Here is a 15,511-nt window from a genome sequence, read left to right as displayed (position 1 = left end):
CTCCTGCCGCGACTCGACCCGGCAGGAACATTACATGAACATCAAAGCGGCCCGCAAGCCTCTTCGAGCCACGCCAGTGCCTCGCCGTCGAGCTGCGGGGCGAGGATACGGTGCACGTCGGCGTGGTAGGCGTTCCACCATTCGCGCTCCTCGGGCGTCAGCAGCGAGACCTCGACCAGCGCCTTGTCGAGCGGGGCGAAAGTCAGCGTCTCGAAGCCGAGGTAGTCGCCTTCCTGACCTTCGATCTCGCGGCTCTCGACCAGCACCAGGTTCTCGATGCGGATGCCGTAGGCGCCTTCCTTGTAGTAGCCGGGCTCGTTCGAGAGGATCATCCCGGGGAGCAGCTCCTGGTCGCTGCCCGCCTGCGCGCCGGTAATCTTGGCGATGCGCTGCGGGCCTTCGTGGACCGACAGGAAGCTGCCCACCCCGTGACCGGTGCCGTGCGCGTAATCGACGCCGGCTTGCCACAGGAACTGCCGCGCGAAGGCATCGAGCTGGCCGCCGACGGTGCCTTGTGGAAAGACTGCGCAGGCGATCGCGATGTGGCCCTTGAGGACGCGGGTGTTGCGGTCCTTCTGCTCGGCTGAGGGCTCGCCGGGGCCGATCCACACGGTGCGGGTGATGTCGGTGGTGCCGTCGAGGTACTGACCGCCCGAATCGCACAGGTAGATGCTCGAGGGCTGGATCGGGATGTTGCTGTCTTCGTCCACCCGGTAGTGCGGCAGCGCGGCGTGCGGGCCGGCGGCGCTGATGGTGTCGAACGAGAGATCGCGCAGAATATCGCTGGCGTCGCGGAACTCGCGCAGCTTGGCCGCGGCGCTCAGTTCGTCGAGGCCGCCCTTGGGGCCTTCGACGCTGAGCCAGTGGAGATAGCGGGCGATCGCCGCCCCGTCGCGCGCCTGGGCGTCGCGCTGGCCCTGCTGCTCGATCGGGTTCTTGACCGCGCGCGGCAGGATCGTGGGATCGCGCACCGCGACCGGCTTGGCGCCCGCGCCTTCGAGCGCGTGAAAGATCGCGGCGACGCCGTAGTTGGGGTCGACTGCGACGGTCTGGCCCTTCAGTTCGGCGAGCGCGCCCTCAAACGCCGCGCGCGGGCGGATGGTGATTGCGTTGCCGAGGTGCTGGGTCAGTTCGGGCGTGACCTTGTCCGCGCCGATGAACAGCTCGGCGGTGCCGTCGGCGTGCGCGACCACATAGGACAGCGCGACCGGCGTGCGCTCAACATCCGCCCCTCGAATATTGAGCAGCCAGGCAACCGAATCGAGCGCGCTGACGACCGCCGCGTCGTAGCCTTCGCGCTTGAGCCAGTCGGCGACTTCGGCGCGCTTGTCGGCGCTGTTGCGGCCAGTGTGAGCATCGCTGTGCACCAGCGCGGGGGCGTTCGACGGCTCGGGCCGGTCGGCCCACACCGCGTCGATCGGGTTACCGTCGACCGGGACGAGGCTGGCGTGCTTCTTCTCGAGCGCCTTGGCCACCTGTTCGGCCCAGCCCTTTGAATGCAGCCACGCATCGTAGCCAATCTTCGCGCCTTCGGGAGCATTCTCGCCGAGCCATTTGGCGGGGCTGGTCGCGGGTACGCTTTCATAGTCGAACAGCTTGCCGTCCACCTGCTCGCGCACCTGCACGGTGTAGCGGCCGTCGGTGAAGATCGCCGCCTTGTCGGCGAGGACCACCGCCGTCCCGGCCGAACCACCGAAGCCCGTCAGCCATGCGAGACGCTGGGCATAACCGCCGATGTATTCGCTCATGTGCTCGTCCGAGATGGGAACGACGAAGCCATCGAGCCCGCGCTTCTTGAGCTCCTCGCGCAAGGCGGAGAGGCGGGCTTCGTGGGTCTGCATGAGCATGGGTTGCGGTCCTTTCCCGCCCCACATAGAGCCCCGGCATGACGAGTTCCAGCACCGCCGCCCCTCCCGTCGCCGCCAAGCGCCCGTCGAGCGCAACCCATCACGGGATCACCGTGAGCGACGATTACGCCTGGCTGCGCGACCAGAGCTATCCCACGGTCGACGACCCTGAGATCCTTGCCCACCTCGCAGCCGAGAACGCCTGGTTCGAAGCCGCGATGGCGGGCCAGAAGGACCGCATTGACGCGCTGTTCACCGAAATGCGCGCGCGGATCAAGGAGGCCGACAGGTCGGTCCCGCAGAAGGACGGCGACTGGCTCTACTGGATCGAGTTCGAGGAAGGCGCCGAGTACAAGAAATGGTGGCGCAAGCCGGTGGCCGGCGGCCCGGACGAGCTGCTGCTCGACGAGGTCGCGCTGGCGGAAGGCAAGGACTACTTCCGGCTGGGCGCGATCGCGGTGTCGAACGACGGGACGAAGCTCGCCTACTCGATCGACGACAACGGATCCGAACGCTTCACCGCGCGGGTGAAGGACCTCGCCTCAGGCGCGTTGCTGGCCGACGAAATCCCAGGCACGCTATCGTCGCTCATCTGGGTCGCCGGGGACACCGGCCTCGTCTACAGCCTCGCCAACGAGCAGTGGCGAACCGACAACGCGCGGCTGCACTGGCTGGGCCGGCCGCTGTCGGACGACGTGGAATTCTACCACGAGGACGACGAAGGCTTCCGGGTGGGAGCCGGCTTATCGGCAAACGAAAAGTGGCTGGTGCTTTCCACCAGCGACCACGAAACCAGCGAGGTGCGGCTGATTCCCGCCGCAGATCCGCTCGCCGAGCCGATCCTGGTCAAGCCGCGCCAGAAAGGCGTCGAGTACGAAGTCGATGAGCGCGACGGCACGCTCTACGTCCTGGCCAACGACACCCACGAGAACTTCCGCCTCGCCACTGCGCCGCTCAGCGCGCCCGGCGAGTGGACCACGCTGATCGAGGGATCGGACGCGTTCTACCTCACCGGGTTCGACCTGTTCCGCGATTTCTACGTCGTCGAGGGGCGGCAGGCGGGGCTCGATACCATCGAGGTGCGCTATTTCGACGATCCCACACGGGTCGAGCCGATCGCGTTTCCCGAGGACAGCTACTCGGCCGGCCTCGGCGACAATCCCGAGTGGGCGATGGACAAGCTGCGCGTCGGCTACGAATCGATGGTCAGCCCGTCGAGCGTGTTCGACTACCACGTGGCCGAGCGCCGGCTCGAGCTGCTCAAGGTGCAGGAAGTTCCCTCGGGCTACGACTCCTCGCTCTACACCACCGAGCGGCTGCATATCGCCGCGCGCGACGGGACCGATATCCCGGTGTCGATCATGTACCGCAAGGACCGCAAGTCGCCCGGGCCGCTGCACCTCTACGGCTACGGCGCTTACGGCATCGCTATCCCGCCGGGGTTCTCGACCACCCGGCTTTCGCTGGTCGACCGCGGCTTCGCCTACGCCATCGCGCATATCCGCGGCGGCGATGACCTGGGGCGCGCGTGGTACAAGGCGGGCAAGCTCGAAGCCCGCACCAATGCGTTCAACGATTTCGTCGATGTCGCGAAGGGGCTAATCGCCAAGGGCTATACCGAGGAGGGGCGCATCTCGATCTCGGGCGGCTCGGCGGGCGGCGAGCTGATGGGGGCGGTGATCAACTCCGATCCCACGCTGTGGGGCGCGGTGGTGGCGCACGTGCCGTTCGTCGACGTGCTGGCGACGATGCTCGACGCCTCGCTGCCGCTGACGCCCGGCGAATGGCCCGAATGGGGCAACCCGATCGAGGACCGCGCGGCGTTCGAACTCATACAGAGCTATTCCCCCTACGATCAGGTGAAGCGCCAGGCCTACCCGCCGCTGCTGGTCACCGCCGGGCTCAACGACCCGCGCGTGACCTACTGGGAGCCCGCCAAGTGGGTCGCCCGCCTGCGCGAGCTGAAGACCGACGACAATGTGCTGCTGCTCAAGACCAACATGGGCGCGGGCCACGGCGGCAAGTCGGGGCGGTTCGAGAGCTTGCGCGAGACGGCGGAGGAGTTCGCCTTCATCCTGTGGCAGTTCGGGCTGTGACCATCCGGAATATCGTCTTCGACATCGGCAACGTGCTGGTGCGGTGGGACTCGCTCGGCATCGTCGAGGCGGCATTCGGCCTGTCGGGCGAGGAGGCCAAGGCGCGTCGCCACGCGCTGTTCGGCGAGACCGACATCTGGCGCGCATTGAACCGCGGCGAACATACCGAGGCGGGCGCCAAGGCGGCCTACGTCGCGGCGGGCCTGCTGACCGCCGACGAGGCCGAGGCGATGTTCGCCTCGCTCTACGACAGCCTGCACCTGCTCGAGGACACGCCGCCGCTGATGGAGCGGCTGAAGGCGGCCGGCTATCGTATCTTCGCGCTGACCGACAACGTCCGCGAGATCGTCGCGCATCTCGAAGGCACGCACGACTGGTGGGCGCACTTCGAGCACGTCACCAACTCGGCCGAGGTCGGCGTGCTCAAGCCCGACCCGCGCATCTACGCGCACCTGCTCGACACCAACGGGCTGGTGCCGGAGGAGACGGTGTTCTTCGACGACATGCCCGGCAACGTCGCGGGCGCCCAAGCCGCCGGGATGCATGCGTTCGTGTTCACCGACGCCGCGCAGGCCGAGCGGGATCTAGTCTCGTTGGGCGTCCCTCTGTGAACAGGTTCGCCAAGACCTTCACCGCGCTCCCCGAGCACATCGACGAGCTCGGCCACGTCAACAACGCGGTGTGGCTGCAGTGGGTGCAGGACATCGCCACCGCGCACTGGTCGGCAGGCGCCGCGCCCGAACACGTCGAGCGCTTCGTGTGGGTCGTGACCCGGCACGAGATCGACTACCGCGGCAATGTCGGGCTGGGCGAGACGGTGGCCGCCGAGACCTGGATTCCCAACCCGCCCAAGGGCGCACAATTTGATCGCTGCGTCGAGTTCCGCGACGCCGCCGGCAAGCGCCTCGTCGCGGTCAAGAGCACCTGGGCGATGCTCGACAAGGCGAGCGGCCGGCTGGTCCGCGTGCCTGCCGAGGTCGCCGCGCCGTTCATGCCCTGAATCGCGCTTGCGGAGCGCCGGACCCGTTGCTAGAGGCGCCCGCCTACCGAGGGCCGGTCCGCCGGCCCTTCTCTCATCCCGATGTGCGGTCGTGGCGGAATTGGTAGACGCGCAACGTTGAGGTCGTTGTGGGCGAAAGCCCGTGGAAGTTCGAGTCTTCTCGACCGCACCAAGCAGTCCTGAGTGATCCGCAAGGATTTGGAAGGCCGCGGTACTGTCGCCAGGAATGGCGCAGTTCCGCGGCCTTTCTGCTCATCCGTCAGCGCAAGCGCAGTCAGAGACTGAATCAAGAGCGGCAATGTCAGGCCGCATCTGGCCTGCCGTCTCAGGCCGAAAAATTCTGACTGCAGATGGAAAAGGTCAGGAGAACCCAAGCTCGTGGCGCTGATCAGCCCAAGCCAGCGGCAAAGGCGTGTTCATCAGTCGCGCGGAAGTAAGATGGCCGGGCTGACTACCCTCGACGATCGCGATGACGATTTCGGGTGCGAGGCAGGAGAGCGCGATCAGCTTGCCGAGCCGTGTCCGGCAGCGTCCCTGTTCGCGCGCTATCGCCGCGATCGGCTTCTCACTGTTGGCTAGCACTAGTTCCCTTGCCTGATGCGCTTCGGCAATGAGCGCAACGAGCTTATCATCACGACGTCGCGTCTTCGTGGCTGTATCAGCGGGGCCGGGGACTATGAGGCGTAGCTGATGACCCCTGCGCACCCGAACAGCCTGTATTGTAATGAGAGCGGGCTGGGGATCGTTCGGTCTGGTCTGCAACCCAAGGCGCTCGCAGATCGTGTCCGAATTGAGCTCGATCTCGACCTTGTCCTCGTGCAGCCTAACCTCCCGGACGAGCACAGCCAGTAATTCGGCTTTCGCGTGACCGTGACCGCTCCGCAAGGTTGCTGCGAGGAGATCTGCTTCGTTGGATGCTGCCTGGAGCTGTTCGGCGACTGGACTGGACGCCCCGGCGAGTTCGATGATGAACTGGCCGTCGGTCAGCTTCGATGCGATGCCCGAGCCCACAAGCTGCTCGAGGTCATGGGCCGACACACGCCAAGCGCGAGTGCCGTCGAGCTGGTCGGGGCGGGTAACGTAGTATCGGTAACGCCGTCGGGATTTAATGGCATGGCTGGGTGTCATGGCCCGTCCCTCGCCATCGATCAGCTTACCAGCGAGAAGGCTGGGATGCCGGTGCCGCAGCCGGCGCGCGGAGCCGGACGCATTGACAGCGAGCAGTGCCTGGACCTCATCCCAGAGCTGCTCGTCGACGATCGGCTCGTGTTCGCCGGGATGGGCTGTGCCCTTATGCACGATGAACCCGCGGTAGATACGGTTCGTGAGCAGGTGATAAAGCGTCCCTCGGCGATAGATGCAGTCCCCGCGGTGCGGCCCGCTGCTCCGGTGCTGGACCTTGGTCCGATAGCCCTCGCGGTTCAGCTCCTCGGCCAAGGCTGGGACCGAGTTCAACGCGAGGTACCGGCGCATGATATGCCGGACCTGCCCGGCCTCAACTTCCTTCACGACTAGCTTGCGATCCCTGACCTCGTATCCGAGCGGGACCGGTCCACCCATCCACAGGCCCTTCTTCTTCGAGGCCGCGATCTTGTCGCGGATGCGCTCGCCGGTGACCTCGCGCTCGAACTGGGCGAACGAGAGCAGCATGTTGAGCGTGAGGCGTCCCATGCTGGTCGTGGTGTTGAAGCTCTGGGTGATGCTGACGAAGCTCGCTTCAGCCCGGTCGAGCACCTCGACGATCTTCGAGAAGTCGGTGAGGCTGCGGGTCAGCCGGTCGATCTTGTAGAGAAGAATGATATCGACCTTTCCCGCATCGATGTCTGCAAGCAAGCGCTTGAGGCCAGGCCGCTCCATGTGGCCGCCCGAAAACCCGCCGTCGTCGTAGCGATCGTCCACCAGCACCCAGCCCTCGTGGCGCTGACTCAGAGCGTAGGCAGCGCACGCCTCGTACTGCGCATCAAGGCTGTTGAATTCCTGCTCGAGTCCGTCCTCGGTCGATTTGCGGGTGTAGACCGCGCAGCGCAGGACCTTCTCAGCCATTGCCGGTCAGTCCGAAGAAGCGCGGGCCCGACCAGTGGGCACCGGTGACGTGGCGAGCGATCTCGCTCAAGGAGCGCCAGGTACGGTCGGCGTAGGCAAAGCCTGTCTCCAGCACTTCTACAGTTACGGTCTGCCCGTTCCACTCGCGCACGAGCCGGGTGCCCGGTGTGAGCTGGACCTTCGGGGGAGGAGGCGGGGCTGCTCCGCCTTGCGAGGTAACCCGCACAAGCTCGCGCGCGACAAGCGCTGGCAGCGCAGCGTGGCGGCGCTCCTGCAGGCGCTGTGCGAGCAGGCGGCGCAACAGGGCCGTGGGAACCGAGGGAGGGGATGCCCCCTCCATACCGATCCACTTCTCTTTTAGCTGCGCTGGCGAGAGGTCCGCCAGAGCCGCGAGTTCGGCTTCGAGTCGGCTCACTGCGACACCGATCCGACTATCGCGTAGCGGCTGAGGCCGTCGAGCTTTGTCCGCTCTATCGCGTGGCCTTTCTTCCTGAGGGCCGTCAGTGCCGCGCGGGCGGAGTGGAGCAGCCACCCGGTTGCCTCAACCAGTTCGTCGAGTGTCGCGCCTCCCTCGCGCTTCAGTAGCGCGAGGGCGAAGTCAGTCTTGTTGGGCTTCTTCGTTTCCGAGGGCTCTCGAATGGCGGGCGAAGCGCTATCCGAGCCTCCCGCGTCAAGCGTTCCATTGGCATTGCTGCTCGGTTGTCGCGCCATGCGGCGCTGGCGCTTCGTGGTGGCTGTGCTCTTCACGGGTGGTTCTCCTAGTCGGAGCAGCACCATCGCCGCCCCACCACCCAAGGCCCTGCCGGTCGCGCCGGTCAGGGCAGCGGCCGGTCCCGTCGGCCACAATTCGTCGGAGCAGCAATGCTCGGTTATCGGACGAAGTCGAGTTCATTCTCGATGTCCGCAATGCGCCCAACTTCAGTCATTGAGCAACGTAGAATGGAGCGTGAAAAGCGGACACGCTAAAAGCATCACGTTTAAACGAGACGGCGGACAAACACGCGTCTCATCTTTGGCGAGAAGTGCGGCTGAGACTTATACTCAACGGCGGCTCTTCGAAGCGCTTTAGACATGAGCGCCAGACCCAGTCAGCTCGCAAGGTTCGCCTGCTTGCTCGGTCTGGATCGTCGCATGGACGATTGCGAACTTTTCTCGGAGCAATCGTTCGACGTTACGGCGAACTTCGCTAGCGCTTTCCTGTGCCCTCAGGCTAATATGCATCGTGCAACTCACGTCGTCGTTGCTGATCGACCAGACGTGCAGATCATGCACTCCTTCGACGCCGGGCACAGCGACCACCGAGGATCGAAGCTCGCTAAGGGCGAGCCCCGCCGGGACGCCCTGCAATAGCACATTGGTGGTATCGCGCAGTAGCACCCAAGTGCGCGGAAGCACCCACAAGCCGATACCCACCGCCACCACCGCGTCCACCCATGTCCAGCCGGTGTAGCGGATGATTAGCGCGCCGATGATCACGCCGACAGAGCCGATCATGTCGGCCCATACCTCGAGATAAGCGCCCTTGACGTTGAAGCTCTTGTCCTTGCCCGCTGAGAGCAAGCGCATGGAGATTAGGTTTACGACCAGGCCGACACTTGCGACGGCCAACATACCCCAAGACTGTATCGGTTCGGGGTTCGCAAAGCGCTTGATGGCCTCCACGAACACGTAGATTGCAATGACGAAGAGTAGCACCGAGTTGAACGCGGCCGCCAGAATCTCGAAACGCCGATACCCGTAAGTGCGCTTCTCGTCTGGCGCCTTCTGACCAAGCTTTATCGCCATTAGCGCGATCACTAGAGCGGCAACGTCCGTGAGCATGTGCGCCGCGTCCGAAAGTAACGCGAGGCTGTTGAAGACGAGGCCGCCGACGACTTCGGCGACCAGGTAGGTGAACGTAAGCGCCAGAGCCCAGCCTAGCATTTTGGCATTCGCGCCAGCGGTGTGATCGTGCGAGTGACCCGCGTGTTCCTGCCCCATCAGTTGGTTCCCTTCTTTGCGCGGCCTTCACGCTCGGTGATCCAAGCCTTCATCAGTCGTATTTCGGATTCTTGCGCCGCGATGATGTCCTTGGCGAGTTGCCGGACTTGAGGGTCGGTACCCGCCGCAAGTTCCTGACGCGCCATGTCAATCGCGCCCTCGTGATGAGGGATCATTGCCTTCAGGAAATCCGTGTCAGGGTCGCCAGTGGTGTTCATCGCCATGTCGGAAGAGTGGGGCGATGCTAAATGGCCATCTGAGCTCGGGGTGGTGGTCTTGGGGCCACATGCGGAGATGGTCGCAACCATCGTCAAAGCGAGAGCGCCTCCGAGACGTTTGAAATTAGGTCGCATTGGGAAGTGCTCCTTGATTTGCGGCCGCGGCCTCCGGTTCGCGCCCGAACCGATCCTCGTGGGCGTAATTGCCTTGGACGTGATCCTCCCGCTTGCGATGGAGCAGGAGCTTGCCGATGGCGGGCAAGACGAACAGTGTCAGCAGCGTGGCCACGACCAGCCCGGCAATCACAACGATCGCCAATGGCTTTTGGACCTCTGCTCCACGTCCGGTGGCGATCGCCATCGGCACGAAGCCTATCGCTGGAACAACGCCGGTGATGATCACCGCGCGGACCCGCTCCATCATCCCTTCTGAGATTGCTGCGTCGATCGGAACGCCCCGGTCTAGTCGTTGGGTAATGCCGCTCATCACGACCAACCCGTTGAGCACGGTAACACCGGACAACACGATGAAGCCGACTGCCGCGGAAATCGAGAAAGGCAAACCTGCCAGGAAGAGCCCGTAAACGCCCCCGGCGAGTCCGAGCGGAACTGCGGAATATACCGTTAGCGCGGAACTGAGGCTCCGCAGTGCGAGGAAGAGAATTCCGAAGATCAACGCGAAAACGAGAGGAATAACGATCATTAGGCGCTGCGAAGCCGCTTGAAGATTCTCGTATTGCCCGCCCCAAGTGATGAAGACGCCAGGTGGCACTTTCACCTTCTCGTTCACGGCAGTGCGTGCCGCCTCGACATAGGAGCCGAGGTCTCGTCCACGGACGTTGGCCTGAACCACGATGCGCCGCTGACCGTTTTCGCGGCTAACCTGGTTCACGCCTTCGCTGTAAGTGAATCGGGCAACTTCGCGCAGCGGAACTGATGCACGGGGTCCGGAACCGCCTTCGAGCATGACGGGTAACGCGCCGATAGCGTCAAGACTGTCGCGCGTAGCGTTGTCCAGCCTGACCACGATATCGAACCGGCGGTCACCTTCAAACACGAGACCCGCTTCCCGCCCACCCAAGGCAGCAGCGACGGTGTCGGCAACGTCCTCGGCAGACAGCCCGTAGCGCGAAATTGCATCGCGATCGAACTGCACGTCGAGCGTGGGAAATCCACCGGTTTGCTCGACGCGCAAATCTGCGGTTCCTTCCACGTCCCCGATCGCTCGCGCTACCTGTCCGGCAAGCTGTTCGAGCTGTTCAAGATCATCGCCGAAAAGCTTGATCGCTACGTCTCCCCGAACACCGGCAATCAATTCGTTGAACCGCATCTCGATCGGCTGGCTTACTTCAAAGCCATTGCCGGTGAGCGTCTTCATCTTTGCCTCGATGCGTTCGACGACGTCTTCCTTCGAGTTCACGCCGTCAGGCCACTTTTCCTTCGGTTTGAGGATGACAAACGCGTCTGATGCGTTCTGCGGCATCGGATCGGTGGCCACCTCGGCGGTGCCCGTCTTCGAGTAGATAAACGAGACTTCAGGCAACGACGCGATGGCTCCTTCGACCCGCCGCTGCATGGTGAGCGACTGGTCGAGCGAGGTGGAGGGAATGCGGATGGCCTGCATCGCAAGGTCGCCCTCGTCGAGCTGTGGGATGAACTCCTGTCCAAGCGTCATGAACAGCACGCCCGCGAGCGCGAATGCTCCTACACCGGCCAAGGCGAACTTCTTCGGCGCGGCCAGCACATGGTTGAGCCGGGGACGATATCGATCCTTGATCCAGCGGATTGCCGACACGTCCTCTTCGGACACGCGGTTTCGGATCAACACGGCCACCATTGCGGGCACGAAAGTCAGCGAGAGGATGAACGCTGCGACCAACGCCAAGATGACCGTGATAGCCATCGGCGTGAACATCTTGCCCTCGACCCCATTGAAGGTCAGCAGCGGAGCGAAAACGAGCAGGATGATGGCTTGTCCGAACAACGTCGGACGGACCATTTCCTTGGCGGCCTCGAACACCTCATGGAGCCTCTCGCTTAGGTCGAGTAGTCTACCTTCGTGATGCTGCCTTTCGGCGAGCCGACGTAGGCAGTTTTCGATGATGATGATTGAACCATCGACGATCAGACCGAAGTCGAGCGCGCCAAGGCTCATGAGGTTACCGGAGACGCCGTAGCGGTTCATCCCGATCGCCATCATGAGAAACGAGAGCGGTATGACCAGCGCGGCGATGACCGCCGCGCGGATATTGCCGAGCAGCCAGAATAGCGCGACAATGACTAGAAGCGCGCCTTCGACCAGGTTCTTCTCGACCGTGGCAATCGTGGCGTCCACGAGCGCCGAGCGATTGTAAAGTGGAGTGAGGCGAACGCCCGGCGGCAGAGATTTTGTGATCTCGCCCAGTCTTTCCGACACCGCTTGAGCGACGATGCGGCTGTTCTCGCCCGCCAACATGAGGGCGGTTCCAATCACCACTTCCTTGCCGTTGTAGGAGGCGGCACCAGTGCGTAATTCCCCGCCGAGTCGGACTGCGGCGACGTCCGCGACCGTGATGGGCAACCCACCTCGGTTGGCGATTACCGTCCTGCCGATCTCGTCGATATGCCGGATGCGAGCATCCGCGCGCACGAGAAAGGCCTCGCCGCCACGCTGGATGAAATTCGCCCCCACCGACAAGTTGGCCCGTTCGAGCGCATCAGCCAGTTCGCTAAAAGACACACCGTAGCCCGCCAATTTACTTGGGTCGGGCTGGACGACGAACTGCTTCTCGAAACCGCCGATGCTATCGATCCCAGCTACGCCATCGACTGCACGCAGTTGTGGGCGAATGACCCAGTCCTGCACCGTGCGCAGATATGCCAGTCGCGCTGTTTCATCTGTTAGCAGTTCACCATCCACGGTGAGGTAGCTGCCGTCAGGCTGGAAGCCAGGACGCCCTGAAATCTTGGGTGACTGACGCGAGGCACTTGATTCGTAATCGACCGACCACATCAACACCTCGCCGAGGCCAGTCGAAACGGGGCCCATCTGAGGCTGCACACCGTCAGGCAGGCTTTCCGCCGCTTGTGCCAACCGCTCGGCCACCTGTTGTCGGGCAAAGTAGAGGTCTGCGCTCTCGTCGAACACAGCGGTGACTTGCGCGAAGCCGTTCCGAGATATGGAGCGAGTGTAATCAAGGCCAGGAATCCCGGCGAGGGAGTTCTCGACCGGAAATGTCACTAGGCGTTCCATATCGACCGGACTGAACTGCCCGGCCGAAATGTTCACTTGGACCTGCTTGTTGGTGATGTCTGGCACCGCATCGATCGGAAGTCGGGCGAGTTGAAACGCTCCGTAGAGAGCAACGAGGGCGGTTACGGCGAGCACTACCCAGCGAAATCGGACGGAAGCGTCCAAGAGACGGTCAATCATTTAGGTTGTCCTGTTCGGCTTCACGCCGGTGAAAAGGATGAATTGCGATGCGCACGCGGTCGGCGCGAAGCGCGTCACCGGCCAGCAGCGACTGGAAGCGGCCCCCGGGTAGCCGGTGCATGGACATCACAGACCACCAGGCCCGTTTGCCAGCCAGACGCTCATTCCCGCGAAAGGCCTCCACGACAAGGTGGGCGCCGATCGCGCGAGCTAGCGGGTGCCGTCGTCGGACGGCCCCGATGACTTCCAGTGAGCTACCCCGAATGCCGACACGCACGCCGGAAAGCTCGAAGTCGTCGTTGGGCAGGACTTCGACCCGCGCAGGGTTCTGCAACGCCTTGGTCGCTGCGCAACCCGTAGCCAATGTCATCACGGCTGTCGCGACGAACAGAGCACGCACCTAATGCTCAGCCTCGCTGGCCCCGAGCTGTGACTTCAGCGCGAACGCGCCGCGGGTGACGACCGTTTGGCCTTCCTTCAGTCCCGAAACGATCTCGACCCGGCCGCCGCTACGCTGTCCCGTTGCGACAGGCACAGCGCGAAATCCGCCCTTGACCGCCACGAACACACTGTCCTTGCCTTCTATCTGCTGGATCGCCTCTTCAGGCAGGACAATTCCGCCAGCCACGCTGCCGCTGGGCACGATGCGCACGCGCACGGCCTGACCTTGTGTCAGGCCGCCTGCTGGGCCGATCACACGAAGCACCACGGTGGCTGCGCGGCTTTCCGGATCGAGCGCTGGGGTTGAAGAACGAACGACGGCTTCGGTCCGCTCACCGTTCGACAACTCAACAAAGGCCCTGTCGCCAGGTGCAAGCCGCCGGGCGTCAGCCACGGGGACGGCAGCTTCGACCTGGATGCGGGTCGGGTCCGCGACGTTGAACAGTTCCGCCCCTGCGGTGACGAACGCGCCGAGCCGAGTGTTGACCTCGGTGATGCGACCGCCAATCGGACTGCGGACAGCAAGGTATCGCCCGCCCCCCGCAACCCCTGCCGCGCTGACAGCGGCGTCTGCGCGCTGAAGTTCCGCTTCGGCTATGCGGCGCGCGGCAATCGCCGCTTCCAAGTCCTGCCGAGCGGTGATCTTAGCGTCGAACAGGCGTTGTTCTCGTGCGGCGGCAGCCCTTGCAGCCTGGGCCTGTGCTGCGGCCGTGTTCCGCTCGGCGACAAAGCTTGCCGCTTCCCTGCTTTCGAGGAGGGCTATGGTCTCACCTGTCCCGACGGGATCGCCGAGCTGCTTGAACATGCGCACCACTGCGCCGTCCGCCCGTGCCGTCAGCACCCCGGCCCCTTCAGGCGGCGCACCGACGGTGGCCTGCGCAATAATCTCATCCGTGAGGGAGCCAGCCGTGACCCGTTCCACCACGATTCCGTTCGGTGCAAGCTGCTCGCGAGCGATGGCGATAAAGCCTTCTGGGCCTTCGGCGTGATCTTCTTCTGCAGGTGCGGTCGGCACTTCCGGCTGAGGAGCGGACGATCGTCCGATGAGGAGTCCCCCAATCCCGGCGACCAAGGCCACGGCCGCGACCCCCGCCCATAGGCGGGCCTTTGGCTCGTCGCGCAGTATGCGGACGCGTTCGACGATTGTGTTCATGATTCGGTGTCTCCGGTAGCAACGGCTCGGGCGAGTTCTGCTTGCGCGAGCGCCAGCGCGAGGCGTGCATCCGTCAGTGCGGCACGCGCGGCTGTGTAGGATTCTTGGGTGTCGAGAAGTTCGAGGAGGGTCGCTCGTCCTTCGCGATACGAGAGTTCGGCCAAGCGTAAGGCTTCAGCAGCCTCGGGGATGGCCGACTGCTCTAATGCTTCGACCCTGCGCAAGTTCGCGTCCACCGCGCCGCGCGCGTTCCGGGCACGAGCATCCGCCGCGATTTCCGCTCCTGCCCGCCGAGCTTCGGCACCTTCGAGCGCGGCACGCGCAGCGGAGATACCGCCACGATTGCGGTCAAATACGGGCAACGGAATTGATACACCGCCGACCAGGCCAATGTCCCCGGTCTCGCGAATGTGCCGCACTCCCAGCCCAACTGCAGGATCAAGGCGGTTAGCGGTCAGCTCAATTGCCAGCGAAGCCTCCGCGGATGCTCTTTCAGCATCGGCCAATCGCAATTCGAGTGGACTGCCCACGACGCTTGGTGGCGGGAGGCTCATGTCGCCCTCGACGAACGCTATGGCGCGACTGGATCCCAAAGCTGCTGCAAGCAACGAACGTGCAGCCAAGTCTTCGGCACGAGCTGCTTCTTCATCGGCAACGGCTTGGGCCAACGCCGATCGAGCGCGGATCGCCCGAAGCGGAGGATCGCGACCCACTTCTACCAAGACACCGGCTACACGAGATAGCTCACGAGCTCGGGCCACTGTATCGCTGGCCTGCGCGAGCTTTTCTCGGGCCGCGACCGCGCGAGCAAATTGTTCTCGGACGGTAAACTGCAGATCGGCCTGAACTATCGCCAGGCGCAGTTGCTGAACGATCAGCTCGGCTTGTGCGAACCGCACTCGCGCACCCCGTCGCCCGGCGAGATCGAGCCTCTGATTGACGGAGAGCGTCGTCTCCATCGCCCGAAGTCCCGCCAGTTCGCCGGTGCCGAGAACATTCTCGACTTCCAGGCTCAATTCGGGATTGGCTCGATAACCAGCCTGACGCAGACGCCCACGGGCTGCTCGCACGTCAGCCTCGGCGGCAATGATGGCCTGCGAACGTGCTAGTCCTTCGGACAGGGCATCTGCCAGGGACAAGGATGGGGGCAGCGGACCGGTGCGCACGGACGCAAGTGGTTCATATGCCGTTTCGGGTGCCGGGGGACCGGCAGCTTCGGTGCCCATCCGTGGGGTCGCCACGTTCGGGACTTGCGCGGCCGCGGAGCAATGTGCCCCGACCGCAGCCACGGCACATGCCGCAGCGAACATCGATTTCATTG

Annotated in this window: 13 protein-coding genes and 1 tRNA gene; 4 read left to right on the top strand and 10 right to left on the bottom strand. The window is 64.1% G+C overall.

Annotated features, from left to right (window positions below; genetic code table 11):
• Nucleotides 1-41 precede the first annotated feature (41 nt).
• Nucleotides 42-1,847, bottom strand: a complete 1,806-nt coding sequence (locus tag ELY12_RS13820) for an aminopeptidase P family protein (protein ID WP_126177297.1) — start codon at nucleotides 1,845-1,847, stop codon at nucleotides 42-44.
• 38 nt (nucleotides 1,848-1,885) lie between these two features.
• Here ELY12_RS13820 and ELY12_RS14540 point away from each other — a divergent pair, with 38 nt between their 5' ends.
• The 4 genes from ELY12_RS14540 to ELY12_RS13800 all read left to right on the top strand — a co-directional run bounded on the left by ELY12_RS14540 (nucleotide 1,886) and on the right by ELY12_RS13800 (nucleotide 5,115).
• Entirely contained in the window at nucleotides 1,886-3,943 is a 2,058-nt protein-coding gene (locus ELY12_RS14540) for a S9 family peptidase (RefSeq protein WP_126177296.1), read from the top strand.
• Entirely contained in the window at nucleotides 3,925-4,554 is a 630-nt protein-coding gene (locus ELY12_RS13810; RefSeq protein WP_241229887.1) for an HAD family hydrolase, read from the top strand. Before ELY12_RS14540 ends, ELY12_RS13810 begins: the two co-directional genes overlap by 19 nt.
• Nucleotides 4,551-4,943, top strand: a complete 393-nt coding sequence (locus tag ELY12_RS13805; protein ID WP_126177294.1) for an acyl-CoA thioesterase — start codon at nucleotides 4,551-4,553, stop codon at nucleotides 4,941-4,943. The genes ELY12_RS13810 and ELY12_RS13805 overlap by 4 nt, the downstream gene beginning before the upstream one ends.
• 85 nt (nucleotides 4,944-5,028) lie before the next feature.
• A tRNA-Leu gene (locus ELY12_RS13800) sits at nucleotides 5,029-5,115 on the top strand.
• 188 nt (nucleotides 5,116-5,303) lie between these two features.
• Here ELY12_RS13800 and ELY12_RS13795 read toward each other — a convergent pair.
• The 9 genes from ELY12_RS13795 to ELY12_RS13755 form a co-directional block, all read right to left on the bottom strand.
• Nucleotides 5,304-6,986, bottom strand: a complete 1,683-nt coding sequence (locus tag ELY12_RS13795) for a recombinase family protein (RefSeq protein WP_126177293.1) — start codon at nucleotides 6,984-6,986, stop codon at nucleotides 5,304-5,306.
• On the bottom strand, nucleotides 6,979-7,401 hold the full coding sequence (locus ELY12_RS13790) for a DUF2924 domain-containing protein (RefSeq protein WP_164549523.1): 423 nt from the start codon (nucleotides 7,399-7,401) through the stop codon (nucleotides 6,979-6,981). The genes ELY12_RS13795 and ELY12_RS13790 overlap by 8 nt, the downstream gene beginning before the upstream one ends.
• Nucleotides 7,398-7,733 (bottom strand): DUF3489 domain-containing protein, encoded by a 336-nt coding sequence (locus ELY12_RS13785; protein ID WP_241229885.1) that lies wholly within the window; start codon nucleotides 7,731-7,733, stop codon nucleotides 7,398-7,400. The genes ELY12_RS13790 and ELY12_RS13785 overlap by 4 nt, the downstream gene beginning before the upstream one ends.
• Before the next feature lie 318 nt (nucleotides 7,734-8,051).
• On the bottom strand, nucleotides 8,052-8,966 hold the full coding sequence (locus tag ELY12_RS13780) for a cation diffusion facilitator family transporter (RefSeq protein WP_126177290.1): 915 nt from the start codon (nucleotides 8,964-8,966) through the stop codon (nucleotides 8,052-8,054).
• Nucleotides 8,966-9,190 (bottom strand): CopM family metallochaperone, encoded by a 225-nt coding sequence (copM, locus tag ELY12_RS13775; RefSeq protein WP_229658504.1) that lies wholly within the window; start codon nucleotides 9,188-9,190, stop codon nucleotides 8,966-8,968. Before copM ends, ELY12_RS13780 begins: the two co-directional genes overlap by 1 nt.
• Nucleotides 9,191-9,308: 118 nt before the next feature.
• Nucleotides 9,309-12,596, bottom strand: coding sequence for an efflux RND transporter permease subunit (locus ELY12_RS13770; RefSeq protein WP_126177288.1), 3,288 nt, complete (start codon nucleotides 12,594-12,596; stop codon nucleotides 9,309-9,311).
• Nucleotides 12,589-12,996, bottom strand: a complete 408-nt coding sequence (locus tag ELY12_RS13765; protein WP_126177287.1) for a hypothetical protein — start codon at nucleotides 12,994-12,996, stop codon at nucleotides 12,589-12,591. The genes ELY12_RS13770 and ELY12_RS13765 overlap by 8 nt, the downstream gene beginning before the upstream one ends.
• Entirely contained in the window at nucleotides 12,997-14,190 is a 1,194-nt protein-coding gene (locus tag ELY12_RS13760) for an efflux RND transporter periplasmic adaptor subunit (protein WP_126177286.1), read from the bottom strand. It abuts the gene before it with no gap.
• Nucleotides 14,187-15,509, bottom strand: a complete 1,323-nt coding sequence (locus ELY12_RS13755) for a TolC family protein (protein ID WP_126177285.1) — start codon at nucleotides 15,507-15,509, stop codon at nucleotides 14,187-14,189. The genes ELY12_RS13760 and ELY12_RS13755 overlap by 4 nt, the downstream gene beginning before the upstream one ends.
• Between the last annotated feature and the right edge of the window lie 2 nt (nucleotides 15,510-15,511).

The sequence above is a fragment of the Tsuneonella rigui genome, from assembly GCF_003958625.1.
Classification (GTDB): Bacteria; Pseudomonadota; Alphaproteobacteria; order Sphingomonadales; family Sphingomonadaceae; genus Tsuneonella; species Tsuneonella rigui.
The sequence above is the reverse complement of the archived record's forward strand: the minus strand, read 5'-3'. Positions and strand labels throughout refer to the sequence as shown.

What these genes read in the sequence shown, in the direction of transcription:
- copM (WP_229658504.1), bottom strand. Translation starts at nt 9,190, where the DNA reads ATGGCGATGAACACCACTGGCGACCCTGACACGGATTTCCTGAAGGCA.
- ELY12_RS14540 (WP_126177296.1), top strand. Translation starts at nt 1,886, where the DNA reads ATGACGAGTTCCAGCACCGCCGCCCCTCCCGTCGCCGCCAAGCGCCCG.
- ELY12_RS13820 (WP_126177297.1), bottom strand. Translation starts at nt 1,847, where the DNA reads ATGCTCATGCAGACCCACGAAGCCCGCCTCTCCGCCTTGCGCGAGGAG.
- ELY12_RS13795 (WP_126177293.1), bottom strand. Translation starts at nt 6,986, where the DNA reads ATGGCTGAGAAGGTCCTGCGCTGCGCGGTCTACACCCGCAAATCGACC.
- ELY12_RS13770 (WP_126177288.1), bottom strand. Translation starts at nt 12,596, where the DNA reads ATGATTGACCGTCTCTTGGACGCTTCCGTCCGATTTCGCTGGGTAGTG.
- ELY12_RS13780 (WP_126177290.1), bottom strand. Translation starts at nt 8,966, where the DNA reads ATGGGGCAGGAACACGCGGGTCACTCGCACGATCACACCGCTGGCGCG.
- ELY12_RS13755 (WP_126177285.1), bottom strand. Translation starts at nt 15,509, where the DNA reads ATGAAATCGATGTTCGCTGCGGCATGTGCCGTGGCTGCGGTCGGGGCA.
- ELY12_RS13760 (WP_126177286.1), bottom strand. Translation starts at nt 14,190, where the DNA reads ATGAACACAATCGTCGAACGCGTCCGCATACTGCGCGACGAGCCAAAG.